Annotated in this window: 12 protein-coding genes; all 12 read right to left on the bottom strand. The window is 75.6% G+C overall.

All coding sequences use genetic code 11. The features are described 5' to 3' along the window. Window positions 1-260 precede the first annotated feature (260 nt). Complete coding sequence (locus tag AB0P07_RS11110) at window positions 261-3,914, bottom strand: AMP-binding protein (protein ID WP_365548310.1); 3,654 nt, start codon at window positions 3,912-3,914, stop codon at window positions 261-263. Next, window positions 3,911-4,861, bottom strand: coding sequence for an AraC family transcriptional regulator (locus tag AB0P07_RS11105; RefSeq protein ID WP_365548307.1), 951 nt, complete (start codon window positions 4,859-4,861; stop codon window positions 3,911-3,913). Before AB0P07_RS11105 ends, AB0P07_RS11110 begins: the two co-directional genes overlap by 4 nt. Before the next feature lie 182 nt (window positions 4,862-5,043). Beyond that, window positions 5,044-6,276: a 3-phosphoshikimate 1-carboxyvinyltransferase gene (gene aroA / locus AB0P07_RS11100; protein WP_365549260.1), complete on the bottom strand. Its 1,233-nt coding sequence runs from the start codon at window positions 6,274-6,276 to the stop codon at window positions 5,044-5,046. A 122-nt stretch (window positions 6,277-6,398) separates the two neighbouring features. Further along, window positions 6,399-8,534, bottom strand: coding sequence for a transketolase (gene tkt, locus AB0P07_RS11095; protein WP_365548304.1), 2,136 nt, complete (start codon window positions 8,532-8,534; stop codon window positions 6,399-6,401). Then, complete coding sequence (locus AB0P07_RS11090; protein WP_365548302.1) at window positions 8,531-9,889, bottom strand: transposase; 1,359 nt, start codon at window positions 9,887-9,889, stop codon at window positions 8,531-8,533. The genes tkt and AB0P07_RS11090 overlap by 4 nt, the downstream gene beginning before the upstream one ends. A gap of 385 nt (window positions 9,890-10,274) precedes the next feature. Then, window positions 10,275-11,459 carry a chorismate synthase gene (gene aroC / locus AB0P07_RS11085; RefSeq protein WP_365548299.1) on the bottom strand — a complete coding sequence of 395 codons (1,185 nt, stop codon included), beginning with the start codon at window positions 11,457-11,459 and terminating at the stop codon, window positions 10,275-10,277. 123 nt (window positions 11,460-11,582) lie between these two features. Beyond that, window positions 11,583-12,755: a prephenate dehydrogenase gene (locus tag AB0P07_RS11080; protein ID WP_365549257.1), complete on the bottom strand. Its 1,173-nt coding sequence runs from the start codon at window positions 12,753-12,755 to the stop codon at window positions 11,583-11,585. Further along, window positions 12,755-13,132 (bottom strand): chorismate mutase, encoded by a 378-nt coding sequence (gene aroH / locus AB0P07_RS11075; protein WP_365548296.1) that lies wholly within the window; start codon window positions 13,130-13,132, stop codon window positions 12,755-12,757. The genes AB0P07_RS11080 and aroH overlap by 1 nt, the downstream gene beginning before the upstream one ends. Window positions 13,133-13,157: 25 nt before the next feature. Beyond that, window positions 13,158-14,549: a class II 3-deoxy-7-phosphoheptulonate synthase gene (locus AB0P07_RS11070; protein ID WP_365548293.1), complete on the bottom strand. Its 1,392-nt coding sequence runs from the start codon at window positions 14,547-14,549 to the stop codon at window positions 13,158-13,160. Between the two features lie 171 nt (window positions 14,550-14,720). After that, on the bottom strand, window positions 14,721-15,530 hold the full coding sequence (locus tag AB0P07_RS11065; RefSeq protein ID WP_365548290.1) for a class II aldolase/adducin family protein: 810 nt from the start codon (window positions 15,528-15,530) through the stop codon (window positions 14,721-14,723). 76 nt (window positions 15,531-15,606) lie between these two features. Then, complete coding sequence (locus tag AB0P07_RS11060; RefSeq protein WP_365548288.1) at window positions 15,607-17,145, bottom strand: FAD/NAD(P)-binding protein; 1,539 nt, start codon at window positions 17,143-17,145, stop codon at window positions 15,607-15,609. A 219-nt stretch (window positions 17,146-17,364) separates the two neighbouring features. Next, the gene (locus AB0P07_RS11055; RefSeq protein ID WP_365548285.1) at window positions 17,365-17,868 is read right to left on the bottom strand and encodes a flavin reductase family protein; all 504 of its coding nucleotides are present in this window, start codon (window positions 17,866-17,868) and stop codon (window positions 17,365-17,367) included. Window positions 17,869-17,908: the final 40 nt, after the last annotated feature.

Raw genomic sequence — 17,908 nt, 5'->3', positions numbered from 1 at the left:
CACGAACGACCCGCCAAGCCGCCCACCAGCCGAAAGACCGGAACAACACCGGCCCGAGAGGCCCACCGGGACAGCGCTGCCCCCACAGGGCGGCCGGGACAGCGCCAGGCCGACAGGACCGCCGGGGCACAGTCGGGCCGCGCGGGCCTCAGGACGGCGCCCGGCCGAGCGGGTCGTAGGGACAGTGCCCGGCCGAGCGGGTCGTAGGGACAGTGCCGGGCCGAGCGGGTCGTTGCGGGCGCAGCGGTGTGGCGGTGTGGTCAGCCCGCTGCCGTCAGGACGCCGGAGACCGTGCGGTGGCCGAGGTCGCGGTCGGCGCCCGGGAGGACGCGCAGGCCGGTGTCGTCCGGGGACGGCAGGGCGAGGCGGACCAGGTGCGGGACGCGCAGGAGAAGTGCGGCGGACCGGGTGTGCGGTTCGGCCACCAGGACGTGGTGATCGAGGAGCCGGCCCACCAGGGACTGCGTCTCCCAGGTGTCGCCGTCGAGCAGTTCGCCCGCGCGGGCCATGTCGAAGGGTTCCTCGGCCGCCGACAGCAGGGCGAGCGCCCGGCGCAGCGACGCGGGGAGCCGGACCACCGCCCCGGCCGCGCGGGCCAGTACGTCGCACGCCTCGTCGTGGAGTTCCGCGGCGAGCCGCCCCTCGTCGACGAGGCCGAGCGCCAGGTCGCCCAGGGTCCACATGGGGCGGCCGGCGAACTTCTCCCCCACCGCGCGCAGCGCGAGGGGGAAGTTGCCCATCAGCCCGGTGACCCGGCCCAGGGTCTCCGCTTCGTCGGCGGCGACGCGCTCGGCCCCGGCGACGCGGGCGAAGAACGCGGCGGCGTCGGGGGCCGGCAGCGGGCCCAGCGCAAGCGCGTGCGCGCCGGGCAGGCCGGGCAGCCGGACCCGGGAGGTGACGAGGACCAGCGCGCTGTCGTCGGCCGGGAGCAACGGCAGTACCTGGTCGGTGGTGGCGGCGTCGTCCAGCAGCATCAGCAGCGACCGGCCTGCCGTGGCCGCGCGGAGCATCCCGGCGAGTTCGTCGGTGTCGTCCGGCAGGGCGGCCGGGTCGTGGCCGCAGTCGCGCAGCAGGGCGTGCAGGACGGCGTGGGCGGAGCGGGGGCGGTCCTCGGCGTCGTGGAGCCGGGCGTGCAGCACGCCGTCGGGGAAGCCGCCGACCAGCCGGTGGGCGCCGTGCACGGCGAGGGCGCTCTTGCCCACGCCGACCGGGCCGAGCACCACGACCACCCGGGGCCCGCCCTTCGTGGCCCGGCCCGGCGGGTCCTGCCCGGCGAGGGCGGTGAGCCGGGCCAGTTCGGCGGCCCGGCCGGTGAAGTCGGGGGTGTCCAGCGGGAGCCGGCCGCGGACGGGTTCGGGCCGCGCGGGGGCGGCGCCGTCGGGTGCCGGGGCCGGGTCCAGGGCGGGCGCGGCGGCCTCCGTCTCGGAGACCTGCGCGGTCAGCACCTCCTGCTGCAACCGCTGGAGCCGCTCGGAGGGTTCGATGCCGAGCTCGTCGACGAGCCGGCGGCGCAGCCGCGCGAACGCCTCCAGGGCGGTGGCGCGCTGCCCGGAGCGGTGCGCGGCGGTCATCAGCTGCGCGGTGAACTCCTCGTTGAGCGGATGGTCGGCGGTGAGCTGCCGCAACTCCCCCAGCAGGGCACGGTGCCGGCCCAGCCGCAGGTCGGCGGTGACGCGCAACTCCAGCGCGCTGAGGCGCAGATCGGCCAGGGGCGGGAGCTGGGCGGCGAGCAGCGGGCCGGTCTCCAGCCCGGCGAACGGCTCCCCGCGCCACAGCGCGAGCGCGTCGCGCGCGAGCGCCGCGGCGGTGCGCGGGTCGCCCTCGCCGAGGGCGGTGCGGGCGCGCCGGACACCGTGTTCGAACTCCCACAGGTCCAGTTCGCCGGGCCGGAGGTCGATGCGGTAGCCGTTCGGCCCGGTGCGCACCCGCTCGCAGGGGTTCACCTCGCAGTGCAGCGCCTTGCGCAGTTGGTAGACGTAGGTCTGGACGGTCTTGCGGGCCAGGCGGGGCGGCTCGGCCTCCCAGAGCTCCTCGATGAGGGTGGAGGTGGAGACGAGACGGTTGGCGTGGAGCAGCAGCACCGCCAGCACCCGTCGGGCCATGGGAGCGGAGGGCGTGCGGTCCTCGCCCTGGGCCCGGATCTCCAGCGGGCCGAGGACGGATACGCGCAGCGCACCGCCGTCCGCCCCGGGGTGCTGTGCCCTGGTCTCCTCGGCCATCGCGTCCTCTTCCTCTCCGGCCCGCGCGGCGGGCCCGTCCTGGGGGGCGGCGGAGGGGGCGCCGCCCTGTGTCTCGTACCAGTGACGCATGCGGGCGCGGCGGAGCTTGCCGATGCCCGTTCTGGGCACGTCCCCCGCGGCGACCGGCACCACACGGGTGACGCGCACCCCGAGGCGGTCGGCGACGCGGGCGCGGACGGCCGTCGCGGCCCGCTCGCGTCCCGTGCCGGGCCGGGGACGGTAGAAGACGGCGATCTCCTCGCCGGCGGGGCCGGTGACCGGCGTGGCCACGGTGTACGAGGGGGTGACGAAGTCCAGTTCCTCGACCACGGCCTCGATCTCGTGGCTGTGGCGGCACACTCCGTCGCACTCGACGAGTTCGTCGGCGCGTCCGGTGACGGTGAGGACGCCGTCCTCGACGAAGGCCAGGTCGCCGGTGCGGAACCAGCCGTCGGCGGTGAAGGAGCGCCGGGTGTGCGCGGCGTCGTCCAGGTAGCCGCGGGTGACGGAGGGGCCCCGCACCTCCAGGCGGCCCACGGTGCCGACGCCGACGACGGTGCCGTCGGCGTCGACGCAGCGCACGGCAGTGCCCGGCTGGGGCCGGCCGGCCGGGACGTGGCGGGCGTCGGCGGTGTCGAGGTCGCGGAAGCGGTGGTCGACGACGCCGGCGGCGGTCTCCGACATGCCCCAGCCGGGGTGCACGGCGTCCCCGGGCAGTCCGAAGGGCGCGAGCAGGTCCAGGAAGCGCCGGACGACGGAGGCGCGGACCGCCTCGCCGCCGTTCATGACGTACCGCAGACGGCTGAGGTCCCAGTGGCGGTCCGCGAGGCCGTCGGCGCGGTCGTTGACGAGCGAGAAGGCGAAGTTGGGGGCCCAGGTGGTGCAGGCACGGTGCCGGTCGGCGAGGTCGAGCCAGCGCAGCGGGTCGGCGAGGACCCACTCGGTGGGGGCGTGCACCTGGTGGGCGCCGAGGAAGACGTCCCGCACGTGGAAGAGGAGGAGACCGCCGGCGTGGTCCAGCGGCATCCAGTTGACGGTGCGGGTGGCGCTGCCGAGGCCGTTGGCGCGGGCGGTGGCGGCGCTGCGGCTGAGGATGTTGCGGTGGCTGAGCATCACCGCCTTGGGTACGCCGGTGGAGCCGGAGGTGAGCAGCAGGGCCGCGGTGTCGTCGGGGCCGCCGGGGTGCCGGCGGTGGTCGGGGGCGTCCGCGCGCAGTTCGTGCGGGCTGCCGAGCCAGGCACCGGCCTCGCGGGCTGCGGCCTCGGTGGCCGGGTCGACGGGCTGCCCGCGGCCGGTGACGAGGCGGGGCCTGCCGTAGCGGTTCCAGACCTCGTCGAGGAGCGCGGGGGCGGCGGCGCGGTTCGCCTCGGTGGTGCCGGTGCCGACCAGCAGGGGGACGAAGCCGCCGAGGACGCACGCCCAGAACACGCTCAGCAGCGCGGGGGCCTCGGCGACGTGCACGACGACGCGTTCGCCGGGCCGGGTGCCGGCCCGGCGCAGTCCGGCCAGGGTCCGGGCGGCCTCGTGGAGGAGGCGGCGGTAGCTCCAGCGGGTCTCGCCGCCGTCGGTGCCGACGAAGCACAGCCCTCGGTCGCCGGGGGCGAGCGCGGCCCGCACCAGGGCGTTGCCGAGGGTGGTGCACCGGGGGTCGGGAGCGGGTCCGCCGTCGAGCAGCGCCAGTCCGCGTGCGGTCACCGGACGTCACGCTCCTTCCGGAACTCGCGGGGGGTGATGCCGTACCGGTCGCGGAAGAGGCGGCTGAAGTGCGAGGCGCCGTAGAGGCCGGCGCGTTCGCCGATCAGGGCGACCGGCAGGTGGTCCAGGAGGGGGTCGGCGAGTTCGGTGCGGCAGCGCGCGAGGCGTTCGTCGCGGATCCAGCGGGCGGGGCTGATGCCGTGCTCCTGGAAGATCTTCTGCAGGTAGCGCAGGGAGACGTTGTGGGCGCGGGCGATGGTCACCGGGCTCAGGCCGGGTTCGGCGAGTTGGTCGCGGACGTAGGACTGGACCTGGAGCATCAGGGCCTGGCGGGCGATCTGCGGGTCCTCGGCGACCTCCCGCATGCGTTCCGCGAAGAGCGCGGCGGTCAGTCCCACGACGCTGCCGCCGAGCAGGTCGACCGAGGTCGCTACCTCCCGGCCGTGCCGGCCGAGCCCGTCCAGGAGGGAGGAGAGCAGGGCGGCGAGTCCCTCGGAGCCGGACCAGGGCCGCGCGGTGAGCGGTTCGGCCTCGGCGGGGGTGAGGCCGACCAGGCGGTGGGCCACGGTGACGTCGACCAGGCGGAAGTTCTCGGGCATGGCCGCCTTGTAGGGGCGGGTGCTGTCGAAGCAGATGAGCTGTGGGGCGCGCACCGTGCCGTGGCGGCCGTCCTGGACGACCCAGACCGCGCCGGTCAGCGGCCGCAGAACCCGCAGCACACCCTCGTCGGCGGGGGCGATGCGGTGGCCCGGACGGATCAGCTCCCGCGGGCCGTCGCCCTTGACGAGGGCCACCCGGACCCCGCCGAACTGGTGGGCCATCAGGGTGCCGTCGAACGGCTCGTCGTGCCGGTGGACGATCTGCACTCCGCCGGGCGCGGCCCGGCCGGACACCGCCGGCCGCGGCACGGCGAGTGCCGGTCCCTCCCGTTCCTCCAGACTTCGCACCGTCTCCCCCATCCGTCAGCGCGTCGGGACGGAACCGGCGGTCGGTCCGGGGGTTCCGTCCCCTCGCCCCATGCAAACATACCCGCATGCTGGTATCACAGCCATATCGGAGGGTTCAATAGGAGAGGCCTGCAACGCGAGTTCGAACAGTTACGGCCACGGCTGCGCCGCAGGTCGCGGCGTCATCCCTGCTGGGGTCCGAAGAGCCGGCCGAGTTCCGCGTGGAAGCCGGGGAAGGTCTTGGCCACACACTCCGGGTCGTCCAGGGTGATGCCGGGGACCCGCAGGCCCAGTACGGAGAAGGCCATCGCGATGCGGTGGTCGCGGTGGCAGGCGATGCGGGCGGGGCGCACCGGACCGGGCAGGACGGTGAGCCGGTCGGGCCCCTCCTCGGTACGCACGCCCAGCGCGCGAAGGTTCCCGGCCACCGCGGCGATGCGGTCGGACTCCTTCAGCCGGGCGTGCGCGATGCCGGTGACGGTGATCGGTCCGTCGGCGAGCGGTGCCACGGCGGCCAGGGTCATGAAGGTGTCCGAGATCTCCCCCATGTCGACGCTGAACCCACCGCGCAGCCGGCCCGTCCCGGTGACCTCGGCGGCGTCCTCGGTCAGCCGTATCCGCGCGCCGGTCCGGCCCAGCACGTCGAGGAAGCGCACGTCGCCCTGGAGGCTGCCGCGTCCGAGCCCCGGCACCCGCACGGTGGTCCCGGTCACGGCCGCCGCCGCGAAGAAGTACGAGGCGGTCGACGCGTCCGGTTCGACGCGCAGGCCGGTGGCGGTGTAGCGGCCCGGCTCGATGCGCAGCACCCCGGGCTCCGGGCTCCCCACGGTGACGCCGAAGCGCGCCATGAGGGCCCGGGTCATGGTCACGTACGGCCCGCTGACCAGGCCGTGGGCGTGGACGGTGAGCGGGGCGCGGGCCAGTGGCGCGGCCATCAGCAGCCCCGTCAGGTACTGGCTGCTGGTGCGGGAGTCCAGCGCGACGGCGCCGCCGGCGAGGCCGGACGCCCGCAGGGTGAGCGGAAGTCCGCCGCCGGGGCCGGGCCGGACGTCGGCGCCCAGCGCGGCCACGGCGTCCACCAGCGGGCGCAGGGGACGGGCGCCGAGCTGCCCGGAGCCCTCGAAGACGTACTCGCCCCGGCCGGTCGCCGCCCAGGGCGGCAGGAAGCGGGCGGCGGTGCCCGCGTCCGCGCACCAGACCCGGCCGCCGGACCGGGGCCCGCCGCCCGCGCCGGTGACGGTCCAGTGGCCGTCGCCGGTGCGCACGTCGACGCCGAGTGCGGTCAGCGCCTCGGCGAAGGCCACGGTGTCGTCGCTGACCAGCGGGGCGTCCAGGCGGGTCGTTCCGTGCGCGGCGGCGGCCAGCAGCAGCGCACGGTTGGTGATGCTCTTGGAGCCGGGGACGCGGGCGCTCAGGACGGGGGTCGGGGCCTCGCCGGAGGCGGGGGCGGGGACGGGGACGGGGACGGTCGGCCGGTTCTCCGTGCGGGCGGGGCCCGACCGGCGGCCGTCGGCGCCGTCGCTCGTGGTGTCCGCGGTCATCGACGGCTCCCGCGCCGGGCCCGCTCCAGGGCGGCCCTGGCCGCCGCCGCCACGCGGTCGGGGGTCAGGCCGAACTGCTCGAAGAGGCGCTGGTAGGGGGCGCCGGCGCCGAAGTCCTCGATGCTGACCGCCTCGCCCGCGCCGCCCAGCAGCGCGTACCAGCCCATCGCGGTGCCGGCCTCGACCGACACCCGGGCGGCCACGCCGGCGGGCAGCACCGATTCGCGGTACTCCTCGTCCTGTTCGGCGAACCACTCCACGCACGGCATCGACACCACCCGGGTGGCGATCCCCTCCGCCTGGAGCAGGGCCCGCGCGTCCAGGGCGACCGACACCTCGCTGCCGGTGGCGAGGACGATCACCTCGGGCGCCGCGCCGTCCGCCTCGGCGAGGACGTACCCGCCGCGCGCGACGCCGTCGGCGGAGGCGAGTCCGGTGCCGGGCGAGCGGTCCAGCACGGGCAGTTCCTGCCGGCTCAGCGCGAGACCGGCGGGCCGGTCGGCGCGGCTGAGGATCGTGCGCCAGGCCACGACGGTCTCGTTGGCGTCGGCGGGCCGCACCACGTCGAGGCCGGGGATGCCGCGCAGCGACCACAGGTGCTCCACCGGCTGGTGCGTCGGCCCGTCCTCGCCCAGGCCGATGGAGTCGTGCGTCCACACGTAGGTGACGGGCAGCCGCATCATCGCGGCGAGCCGCACGGCGGGCCGCATGTAGTCGGAGAAGACCAGGAACGTGCCGCCGTAGGGGCGGGTGCCGCCGTGCAGGGCGATGCCGTTGAGGACGGCGCCCATGGCGTGTTCGCGGATGCCGAAGTGCAGGGTGCGGCCGTAGCGGTGGCCGGGGAAGGCGGCGGTGGCGTGCTCCTCGGGCAGGAAGGACGGCTCGCCCGCCATGGTGGTGAGGTTGGAGCCGGCCAGGTCCGCGGAACCGCCCCAGAGTTCGGGCAGGACCCCGGCGAGGGCGTCGAGGACCTTCCCGGACGCCTTGCGGGTGGCCATCGACCCGCCCGCCGGGAAGGTCGGGAGGTGCTCGGCCCACCCCTCGGGCAGGGTGCGCGCGCCGATCCGGTCGTACTCGGCGGCACGCTCCGGGTGCGCCGCCCGCCAGTCGGCGTAGCGCCGGTCCCAGTCGGCACGGGCACGCCGGCCGCGCTCCAGCGCGGTGCGGGTGTGGGCCAGGACGTCGTCGGGGACCTGGAAGGAGCGCTCCGGGTCGAGCCCGAGCGCCTCCTTGAGTCCGGCCGTCTCGGCCGGGCCGAGCGCCGCGCCGTGGATCGCGCCGGAGTTCCGCTTGGTCGGCGCGGGCCAGCCGATCACCGTGCGCAGCGCGACCAGGGAGGGCCGGCCGGTCTCCCGCCGGGCCTCGCTCAGCGCCCGGTACAGCGCCTCCAGGTCCTCGGTGTACGTCCCGGTGACGGTCCAGTCCACCTGCCGCACGTCCCAGCCGTACGCCCGGAAGCGAGCCGGGACGTCCTCCGACAGGGCGACGGAGGTGTCGTCCTCGATCGAGATCCGGTTGTCGTCCCAGAGCACCACCAGGTTACCCAGCCGCTGGTGCCCGGCGAGCGAGGCGGCCTCATGGCTCACTCCCTCCTGGAGGTCCCCGTCGGATGCGAAGACCCAGATCGTGTGGTCGAACGGCGAGGTGCCGTCGGGGGCGTCGGGGTCGAACAGGCCGCGTTCGCGGCGGGCGGCCGCCGCCATCCCGACCGCGTTGGCCAGTCCCTGTCCGAGCGGTCCCGTCGTCACCTCCACGCCCGGGGTGTGCCCTCGCTCGGGGTGGGCCGGGGTGAGGCTGCCCTCGCGGCGCAGGGCCTTGAGGTCGTCGAGGCCGAGGGCGTAGCCGGTGAGGTGGAGCTGGATGTACAGGGTGAGGACGGCGTGGCCGCAGGACAGCACGAAGCGGTCCCGGCCGGCCCACTCGGGGTCGGCCGGGTCGTGCCGCAGCAGCCGCTGGAAGAGCAGGTGGGCCGCGGGGGCCAGACTGATGGCCGTGCCGGGGTGGCCGTGCCCCGCGGCCTCCACCGCGTCGGCGGCCAGTGCGCGCGCGACGTCGGCGGCGCGGCGGTCCGCGTCGGTCCATACGGGGGCGGCGGCCAGGGTTTCGTCGTACTCGGTGACGCTTGCGGTCATGGTCTCTTCCTCGGTAGAGACCGCTCGCCCCGTCGGGTGGGGGCGGGCGGCGGCGGTCCGGCGACGGCGGGCCGGCGGTCGGGCAGCAGGGCGGCGGCGTGGGCCGCCGAGGCGAGCGTGATGTGGCGGTGCCAGCCGGCGAAGGACCGGCCGTCGAAGTCGTGCAGGCCGTGACGGCGGCCGGTGACGCAGACGTCCCGGTCGATCTCGTCGGGGGCGGCGGCCAACCGCAGCAGTGCGGTGCTGGGCAGGGTCGTCAGGTCGGTGAGCCAGTACGCGGTGCGCTCCGGGTGGTACGGATCGTGCCGGGCCAGCAGGAGCTGGCGGCGGCGAGGACCCGGCGGCGTGTCGTACGCCCGGCAGGGGACGCGGACCACGTCGTACGGCCCGTCGGCCGCACCGGGCGGGCGCACCCTGCCGTACGAACCGGCCGCCGGGCCCGTCGCCAGCCGGCGGGCGGTGACGACGCGGGCGGCGTCCCGGCCGTCGGCGGCGAGGGGAGTGACGGGGTGCGAGGCGGCGATCCGCAGCAGGTAGGGGAAGCCGCCGGCCTGGAGGCGGGCGGCGACCCGGCCCGCGGGGGCGTGCCGGGCGTCCAGCAGCACCGGCGCGCGGTGCGGCCCGGCGGTGGCGGCGGTCGCGCGGACCATGTCGAGACCGGCCGCGACGGCGTCCACGGCGGCGGCGTCCGCGGGGAGCCGGGCCCGTGCCCGCAGTTCGGGGTCGTCGAGCCAGCGGGGGGTGAGCCAAAGGATCCAGTCGACGGGGCAGGCGCCGTGGTCGGTGACGGCCCACAGGCCCACCGCGCGCCGGGCGTTGACGCGCCGTCCGGTGCGCGGGTCGGTGAACCGCTCGACGCCGACACCGCCTCGGCCCGCCCGGGGCAGTGTGACGGTGTGCACCACCCAGGCCCGGGGCGGGGCGAGGGCGCCGACGTGGTGGGCGAGCGCGGCGCGTACGGGGCGCCAGCGCCAGGTGGAGTCGCTGATGAAGTGGTGCAGCCGTTGCGCGTCGGCGGGGACGCCGGTCTGCGCGGCGATGTTGCGGATGCTCTTGCGGCCGGTCGCGGCGAGCAACCCCCGGATGTACAGCTCGCCGCTGCGCCGTTGATCGCTGCGGGCGAGCGAGCCCAGCACCCGTCGGCACAGCTCCCCGACAAGATCGTCCCCGGCCCCGCCGCCCGGACCGTCGGGGCCGTCGAACACCGCCGGGCGGAAGTCGCCCTCGGCGAAGAGGGCGGCGACGGTGCCGGCCACGGGCGCGGTCCCGGGCCCGGGGGCGATCCGGGCCGCCCCGGGGGTGATCGGGGCGTCGGGCGCGGGGGCCGGCTCCCGGAACGCGACCCGGCCGGTCACGCGCGCCGCCGGGAGCGGCGCCGGGACGGCCGCGTGGGGTCCGGCCCACCCACACCCGGGCCGGACGAACACGAGCCGGACGGCCACGAGCCCGCGGCCCCACCCACACCCAGGCCGGACGAACACGAGCCGGACGGCCACGGGCCCGCGGCCCCACCCACGCCCAGGCCGGACGAGCACGAGCCGGACGGCCACGAGCCCGCGGCCCCACCCACACCCAGGCCGGACGAACACGAGCCAGACGGGCACGAGCCCGCGGCCCCACCCACGCCCAGGCCGGACGAGCACGAGCCGGCGGCGATCCGAAGACGCGCACTCACGACACGGCGCGCAACCCCCGGGTGCGAGCGCGCCGCCCGTCCCGTTCGCGGGGTGGCGGCGGGCCTCATCGGACGGTGAGGTGGGACAGGTAGGCGCGGTGGTTGCGGGCGGTCTCCGGGACGCTGTCGCCGCCGAACTTCTCCAGCGCCGCGTCCGCCAGGACCAGCGCGGTCACCGCCTGGGCGACGACCGCCGCGGCCGGCACCGCACACACGTCGGAACGCTGGTGATGGGCGACGGCCGCCTCACCCGTGGCCGTGTCCACCGTGGCCAGCGCCCTCGGCACCGTGGCGATCGGCTTCATCGCCGCCCGCACCCGCAGCGGCTCCCCGGTCGACATCCCGCCCTCCACACCGCCCGAGCGGGCGGTGGCCCGGCGCACCCCGTTCGCGCCGGGGAGGATCTCGTCGTGGGCGAGGGAGCCGGGCACACCGGCGAGGGCGAACCCCTCCCCCAGTTCCACGCCCTTGATGGCCTGGATGCCCATGAGTGCCCCGGCGAGCCGGGCGTCGAGCCGGCGGTCCCCGTGCACATGCGAACCCAGCCCCGGCGGCAGCCCGTACGCCACCACTTCCACGATCCCGCCGAGCGTGTCGCCGGCGCCGTGCGCGCGGTCCACCTCGGCCACCATGGCCGCCGACGCGCCGGGGTCGAGGCAGCGCACGGGGTCGGCGTCCAGCCGCCCGGTGTCCTCGGGTCCCGGCAGCTCCGGCGAGGTGGAACGTGCCGCGCCGAGCGCCACGACGTGGGCGACGAGCCCGATGCCGTACGCCTGTCGCAGGAACGCCTCGGCGAGGGCGCCCAGCGCCACCCGGGCGGCGGTCTCGCGGGCGCTGGCCCGCTCCAGGACCGGTCGGGCATCGTCGAAGCCGTACTTCTGCATGCCGGCCAGGTCGGCGTGGCCGGGGCGGGGCCGGGTGAGGGGTGCGTTGCGGGCCTGCCCGGCCAGGGCGTCGGCGGGAACCGGGTCGGCGGCCATCACGGTGCGCCACTTGGGCCATTCGCTGTTGGCGATACGGACGGCGACCGGTGACCCGAGGGTCTGGCCGTGCCGTACGCCACCGGCGAAGGCGACCTCGTCGCGTTCGAAGGCCATCCGGGCGCCCCGGCCGTGGCCCAGCCTGCGGCGGGCCAGGGCGTCGGCGACCTCGTCGGTGGAGATCCGCACACCGGAGGGGAGCCCCTCCAGTACGGCGGTCAGGGCGGGCCCGTGGGACTCGCCGGCGGTGAGCCATCGCAGAGCAGACATGCGGATCCTTCGCAGGGAAGCGGGAGCGGACGGCGGTGAGCGACGACCGTTCGACGGTGAACGCGAAAAGGGGAACGGAGAACGGACGGGGAAGAAGGGAGGGGGAGACCGAGAGGCCTCGGCTCAGGCCGCGGTCCGGGCGCCCGTCCGGTCCCGTCGGGCGGCGGGTCCGGTACGGCGGGACGGTGTGCGCGGGGCGGAGTGGTCGGCGACGCGCTGGACCCGCCAGCCGCAGTCCTTCAGCCGCTGCGCCATGCCGAGCGCGGCGGTGGGCGACACCATCAGCTCGACCAGTCCACTCGGCTTGTCCGGGGTGTGGTCGATGGACATGTCCTCGATGTTGATGCCCAGCTCGGAGGCGGTGCCCAGCAGCCTCGCCAGTTCGCCGGGCTGGTCCCCGATCCGGATGCGCACCGGCACGCAGGTCAGGTCGGGCGTCTTGTGCTTCCCGGCGATGGCGCCGCGCCCGGCCAGGCCGCGGGTGAGCAGGTCGGCCAGCCGGGCGGTGCCGCCGGCGCGGGCGCCGGTGTCCTCGCCGGCCAGGGCTCGCAGTGCCGCGACGGTGCCGGCGAGGTCCCCGGCGATCTCCTCCAGCACGTCGGCGACGGCGGTCGCGTTGGACTCCAGGATGTCGCTCCACAGCCGTACGTCGCCGTCGGCGATGCGGGTCACGTCCCGCACGCCCTGCCCGGCCAGCCGCACCGCGTCCGGGGAGAGGTGCTGGAGGCGGGCCGCCATCAGCGCGGCGACCACGTGCGGGGCGTGCGAGACGACGGCGACCGCGCGGTCGTGCGACTCGCTGTCCATCAGCACGGGCACGGCGCCGCAGAGCGCGACCAGTTCCAGCGCCCGGTTGAGGGTGTCGCGGCCGGTGTGCGCGGACGGGCTGAGCACCCAGGTCCGCTCCTCGAACAGGGTGGCGCAGGCGGCCAGCGGCCCGGACCGCTCCCGGCCCGCCATGGGGTGGCCCCCGATGAAGACCGCCGCGTCGGCGCCGGCCGCGGCGACCTCCCGCTCGGGTCCGCCCTTCACGCTCGCCACGTCGGTGTAGCAGCGGGCGAGCCGGCGCCGCTGCTGCTCGGCGAGGACGGCGCCGACCCGAGCGGGCGGCACCGCGAGCACCGCGATGTCGGCCGGCACGGGCGGACCTCCGACCAGTCCGGCGCCGAGCGCCGCCGCCGTACGGGCCGCGGAGACGTCGGCGTCGGCCAGGTACACGGTGACGCCGTGCCGGGTCAGGGCGAGCGCGATGGAAGTGCCGATCAGACCCGTGCCCACCACCGCGGCGGTACGGATCATCCGTCGGCCTCCCTCGCCGCCAGGTCCCGGCGCAGCGCCGCGGCACCGCCCAGGTAGACGTGCTGGATGGCCGGCTTGGGCCGGTCGGTGTCGGCGTGCGCGAGGATGCGCACCACCCGGGGCAGCGCCCCCTCGATGTCCAGTTCCTGCGCGCACATCAACGGCACGTCGGCCAGGCCGAGTTCGCGGACCGCGACGGCGGGGAAGTCGCTGTGCAGGTCGGAGGTGGCGGTGAAGATGACGCTGATCAGGTCGTCGTGGACGAGTCCGTTGGCGTCGAGCATCTGCTGGAACAGGTCTTTCACGCTGTCGCGCAGGTGGAGCCGGTCGTCGCGCTCCAACTGCACCGCGCCGCGCACTGCTCGCATCGTCATGGCGCCTCTCGGTCGGTTCGGGCGGTCAGGCCGCAGTGGCGATCGGGGCGGGCTCGCGCCGCAGCGGGGTGGCGCGCGCCCGGTACAACTCGGCGACCTGGAAGGCGAGGTCGAGGGACTGGTAGCGGTTGAGCCGGGGGTCGCAGGCGGTCTGGTAGCGCTGGTGCAGGTCGCCGACGCCGATCCGGTCGCCGCCGCCGACGCATTCGGTGACGTCGTCGCCGGTCAGTTCGATGTGGATGCCGCCGGGGTGGGTGGCGAGCGCCCGGTGCACCTCGAAGAAGCCCCGCACCTCGTCCAGCACGTCGTCGAAGTGGCGGGTCTTGTGGCCGCTGGACGCCTCGAAGGTGTTGCCGTGCATCGGGTCGCACAGCCAGACCACCTGGGCGCCGGAGCCGGTGACCTTGGCGACCAGTTCGGGCAGCACGTCCCGGACCTTGTCGCGGCCCATGCGGGTGATGAAGGTCAGCCGGCCCGGCTCGCGCTCGGGGTCGAGGCGGTCGATCAGGGCGAGCGCCTCGTCGGCCGTGGTGGTCGGGCCGAGCTTGACGCCGATGGGGTTGCGGACCGTGGAGGCGAACTCGACGTGGGCGCCGTCGAGGCGGCGGGTGCGCTCGCCGATCCAGATCATGTGCGCGGAGACGTCGTAGGCGAGGTTGGTGCGGGAGTCGGTGCGGGTGAGGGCGGTCTCGTAGTCGAGCAGCAGCGCCTCGTGGCTGGAGAAGAACTCCGCGGAGTGGAACTCCCGGGGGTCGGCGCCGCAGGCGGCGAGGAAGGTGAGCGCGTCGTCGATGGCCCGGGCGAGGTCCTCGTAGCGCTCACCGATCGGGGAGCTGGCGACGAAGTCGCGGTTCCACTCGTGGACCTGGCGCAGGTCGGCGTAGCCGCCGGTGATGAAGGCGCGGATCAGGTTCAGGGTGGCGGCGGAGGCGTGGTAGACGCGCTTGAGCCGCTCGGGGTCGGGGGTGCGGGCCTCCGGGGTGAACTCCAGGCCGTTGACCGAGTCGCCCCGGTAGACGGGGAGTTCGACGCCGTCGCGGATCTCGGTGTTCCGGGAGCGGGGCTTGGCGTACTGGCCGGCGATGCGACCGATCTTCACGACCGGCACGGAGGTGGCGTAGGTGAGGACCGCGGACATCTGGAGCAGGGTCTTGATCTTGTCGCGGACCTCTTCGGCGCCGACCGCGTCGAGGGTCTCGGCGCAGTCGCCGCCCTGGAGGACGAACGCCTCGCCGCGGGCGACCCGGGCGAGCCGTTCGCGGAGCAGGTCGCACTCCCCGGCGAAGACGAGCGGCGGGTAGGAGGAGAGTTCCGCGACGACGCCGTTCAGGGCATCGGTGTCGGGCCAGGCGGGCTGCTGGTCGGCCGGCAGCCGGCGCCAGGAGTCCAAGGCGGTCACGGTGTGGTCAGCAAGCATCGGAAGGACCTCGTTCTCGTCCGAAGGGCTCGTGCGGGGCGGAAGGTGCGGGTGCGCGGGGCGCCCGGAGGGCGGGTGCCGGGACCCCGGGTGCGGGGCCGGGCACGGCCCCGGGCGGGCGGTGCGCAGGACCGGAGGGCGGTACGCAGGACCGGGAGGGCGGTGCGCCGGTCACTCGTCCAGGAGGTCGGGCTGCTCGGCGACGATCTCGTTCCACAGGAGCTGGAAGCTGAACCGGCCGAGCTGCTCGTCGCCGAAGCCCTCGCGCGCGGCCAGGGCCTGCTCGTGCGTGAAGGCCTGCGGGGTGCCGGCCGCCTGGGCGAGGAGCTGCACCTGGGCGCAGCCGTCGTAGGTGAAGAACCAGTGCACGGCCTCCTCCAGGGAGCCGCCCACCGTGATCAGTCCGTGGTGGCGCAGGAGCACGGCCCGGTTGTCGCCGAGTCGTTCGGCGATGTCCCGGCCCTGGGCCACGGAGACGGAGGGGCCCTCGTACTCGCCGTAGAGGACCTGACGGCCGTAGAAGGCGGCGGACTCCTGGTCGATGGGCTCCAGCAGCCTGCCGAGCGCGCCCAGTGCGCGGGAGTGCGGGGTGTGGCCGTGGGCGGCGGCGGTGGCGCCGGGGTGGAGTTCGTGGATCTGCGAGTGGATGACGAATGCGCTGGGGTTGACCTTGTGCCGCCCGCTGACGACGCGGCCGGCGGAGTCGACGCAGATCAGGTCGGCGACCCGGACCTGGTTGAAGGAGACGCCGAACGGGTTGACCCAGAACCGGTCCGGGTGCTCGGGGTCCCGCACGGAGATGTGACCGGAGATGCCTTCGCCGAAGCCGTACTTGCCGAACAGGCGCAGCGCGGCGGCGAGCCGCTGCTTGCGGTGGCGCCGGGCGTCCTCGTGGGTGGCGAACTCGGGGTCGCCGGGGATGGGCAGCCCCGTGGCGGTGTCCGCGAGGTAGGCGGGGCGGGCGTCGGTGCTGATGCTCATGCGGTGGCCTTCGCTGTGGAGGGGCGGTCAGGGGATGACGGTGCGCGACGCTGGGGCGCGGTGCGCGACGGCGGGCTCACGCGGCGACGGCCGTGGCCTCCTGCCGCACCGCTTCGACCGTCGAGGAGTGTTCGAGGATCGCGTGGACGATGTCCTGGCTGCGGTCGACCAGCGAGGGGATGCCGAAGGTGAAGAACAGGGCGCCGGCGGCGATGTTGCCGAGCCCGTAGAGGCGCGGGTCGGGGCGTCCGTTGCTGGTCAGCCGGCTGGTGGCGCGGGCGAGGTGCAGTCCGCCGTGCGGGTGCCGGGCGACCGCGCGGGCCTCCACCAGCGAGGTCACCAGGGAGAGCGCGCCGGTCGGGATGCGCCCCTCGGAGGCGTTGATGGCGCTGATCACCCGGTCGGCGCGGAACTGGGTGCCGTCGGCCGCCAGGACGTCGAAGCCGCCCTCCTCGCCGGGGACGACGTCGAGCAGTCCCGAGAACATCTCCAGCTGTCCGGCCTGCACCAGTTCCAGCAGGACGGAGGCGCTGCTCGGCGGCATCGGGCAGCACAGGCTCATGATGGTGCGGTAGTGCGCCCGCAGGATCTGCACCTTGTCCTCCTCGCGCAGCAGCGGCCACACGTCGGGACCGGCCTCGGGGACGGCCCGCTGGAGGATGCGCATGCCCATCTGCGGGGAGTCGACCTCGTCGATCTGGCGGCGCAGCCGGTCCACCGGGTCCTCCAGGTCGACGCGGATGATCTCCTCGACGACCGCGTCGAGGTCGGCGCCCGCGTCGCGGAACTCGGCCCGCAGTACGGCGGCGACGTCCTCCACGGCGAGTTCGGTGCGGTCGCGGGCCGTGGTCCGGATGCGCTCGGGGGTCACGTGGCGCAGGGCGAAATGGACGGGCCGCTGCCGCACGCCGGGCAGCACCCCGCGCCGGGACAGCAGGCTGACGGGGCCCTGGTGGCCGCGGGCGGCCAGGGAGAGAACGATGTCGACGGCGGTCAGGCCGCTGCCGATGACGGCGACGTGCTCGTCCTCGCCGATGTCGTCGAGGGCGCCGGCGACCGGATAGGGGTCGCCGACGAAGCCGGGGGTGCCGCCGAGCCCGTACACGTCCTTGGGGCTGTCGCCGCCGACGCTGAGCACCACGTAGTCGAAGGCGCGGGACTGTCCGGGGCCGGTGCGCAGCAGCACCTGGTTGGGCAGCCGGGCGGCGGAGGTGACGGCCTCGCCGATGATGTCGACGCGCCAGCCGCGGCGGCGCAGCTCCCCGAGGGCCGCGTACGCGGACTCCTCCAGGTACTCGCCGTACTGCGGGCGGGGCGCGAAGCGGGCGCCGGAGATGCGGTCGACGCCGCTCGCGACGCCCGTGACGCGGTCCCGGGTCTCCAGCCAGCGCTCGAAGTGGCCCAGGTCCCCGGCGCGTACGGACATGTCGTCGGGGGTGGCGTTGACCCGCAGCGTCTCGCTGTCCACCTGGTAGGCCCGGCCGCGCCACAGATGGGGCGAGGGCTCGAACACGGTGAGGCTGCCGGGGTCGCCCTCGGTCCGGGCCAGGGCGTCGATCAGACAGACGGCTGCCGCGCCGCCGCCGACGACGCCGATCGAGATTCCAGGGGGCATGAGTCAGTCACCTATCGGTATGCGGAGGCGGACAGGGGGGCGCGTGCGGGGTCCGGGCCGGGGTTCGGGCGGGTCCGGAGGGGCGTGCGGAGTCGGTGCGCGGGGCACTGCGAAACGGGTGCGGAGGGAGCCGTGGGTGCCGGGGGTGCTCCGGAAGCGGCCGGGAGAGGCGCGCCGGGCGCTCCGCATCGGCGGGGGCCGCCGGTCCGCGCAGGCGCGTCAGGTCTGCGGGGGCTCGAAACGGTGGAAGCCGCCCTGGAGGAAGATCAGCGGCGAGCGGGTGCCGCGCACGCCGAGCCCGACGACGTCACCGATGACCATGACGTGGTCGCCGGCGACGACGTGGTCGCGGTAGCGGCACTCCATCCAACCGGCCGCCTCGAAGAGCAGGGCGCCGGTGTGCGGGCCGGGTTCGGCGGGCCGGGTCCGCACCGCCTCGTCGCGTTCGGCGCGCGGGCGGGCGAAGAGCCGGGCCAGCTCCTCCGAGCCGCCGTCGAGGATGGAGATGCCCCAGACGCGGGCCTCCATCAGGTCGGTGAGGAAGCTGGAGTCGCTGCGGAAGCTGACGGACACCAGGGGCGGCTCGAGCGACACCGAGGTGAGGGAGTTGACGGTGACGGCGCTGTGCCGCAGGCCGTCCTCCTGCTGCCGGTGTGTGCTGACGACGCAGACGCCGGTGGCGAAGTGGCGCATGACGGCGCGCAGGTCGTCCGGTGCGTCCACGGCACCCGTCGTGTGATCTGCTGCTGGGGCCTGGCCCATG

Origin of the sequence: Streptomyces sp. NPDC085944 (assembly GCF_040686295.1) — a bacterium.
In the GTDB taxonomy this organism is placed as follows: Bacteria; Actinomycetota; Actinomycetes; order Streptomycetales; family Streptomycetaceae; genus Streptomyces; species Streptomyces salinarius.
Note: the sequence above shows the minus strand (reverse complement) of the source record. Positions and strands in the feature narration are given on the sequence as shown.